Annotated in this window: 1 protein-coding gene; it reads left to right on the top strand. The window is 72.7% G+C overall.

All coding sequences use genetic code 11. The features are described 5' to 3' along the window. Positions 1–133: 133 nt before the first annotated feature. A partial coding sequence (locus tag AAAX31_RS10030) for an IS30 family transposase (protein ID WP_349077108.1) occupies positions 134–1,258 on the top strand: 1,125 nt, incomplete at its 3' end.

The raw sequence follows: 1,258 nt of genomic DNA, 5'->3' as shown, positions 1-1,258 counted from the left end.
CCTTGATTCTCATTTTCATTGCAACAGCCTCAGGACTCAGCGCAACGCGTTGCGCTGAGTCCTGAGGCGCGAATCCGGGTAGGCAACCCCAGAGGGGCCGGAATCCCCCGGCCCGCGATGGAGGGAGGCCGGCATGTCCAGACCCAAGCCGTCCGGAAGGTCGTACGGGAGGCTCACGAGGCACGAGAGGAACACGGTCGAGAGGATGCTCGACCGCAACCGCAGCGCCCGCGAGATCGCCGCGGAGCTCGGCAGGTCGCCATCGACCGTGACCAGGGAGGTGGCGGCGCACCGCTACGTCACCGCGCCGCGCTCGCGCTACGGCGAGCCCGCGCCCGCGGACCTCTCGGGGGCCTGCCCCAGGCTCTCCGCGTGGCCGAGGTGCTGCAACGGCTGCTCGCACAGGAGGGGCTACGGCTGCTCGAGGAGGCCCAGGGTGTTCTACAGCGCCAGGAGGGCGCAGGAGGCGGCCGACGCCGAGCTCTCGGCGAGCAGGTCCGGGATCGACGAGACCGAGGAGGGCGCCGCCGCCAAGCTCGCGGCCATCAGGGACGGGCTCGCGCGCGGGCTCTCCCCGCAGCAGATAGCGGCGACGACCCCCGGGCTCAGCGCCTCCACCGTCTACAGGTGGGTGGACGCCGGCTACGACGGCATGACGAACATGGAGCTCAGGCGCAAGGTCGGCTACAGGCCGAGGTCGCGCCGGGCCCCGAAGAGGGCGACGTCCCACTCGTCGCGCAGGTCGCACGCGTCGTTCCTCGCGCTCGGCGAGGACGCCTGCGCCGCGGCCTGGGAGATGGACACCGTCGAGGGCCCCAGGGGCGACTCCGCCAGGCTCCTCACGCTCCTGCACCGCCCGAGCCGCTTCCAGCTGGCCCTGCCGCTGCCGGACGGCACGTGCGCCTCGGTCCTGGCGGCGCTCTCCTCCCTGCGCGGGGTCCTCGGCGAGGACGGCGCGAGGCGCGCCTTCGGCGCCGTGCTCACCGACAACGGGAGCGAGTTCGCCGACGAGGGCGCCATCGCGGCGCTGATCGGCGAGCGGGACGGCGAGACCAGGCTCTTCTACTGCGACCCCCGGCAGAGCCAGCAGAAGGGCGCGTGCGAGAAGAACCACGTGGAGATCAGGAAGCTGCTGCCCAAGGGCGCCGGGGCCAGGTTCGACCGGCTGACGGCGGCGGACTGCGCGCTGCTCATGTCGCAGGTGAACTCCGAGCCGAGGGGGGCGCTCGGGTTCCTGACGCCGGCGCGCGTGCTGCGG

This window comes from Collinsella sp. CLA-ER-H5 (assembly GCF_040092375.1).
In the GTDB taxonomy this organism is placed as follows: domain Bacteria; phylum Actinomycetota; class Coriobacteriia; order Coriobacteriales; family Coriobacteriaceae; genus Collinsella.
The sequence above is the reverse complement of the archived record's forward strand: the minus strand, read 5'-3'. Positions and strand labels throughout refer to the sequence as shown.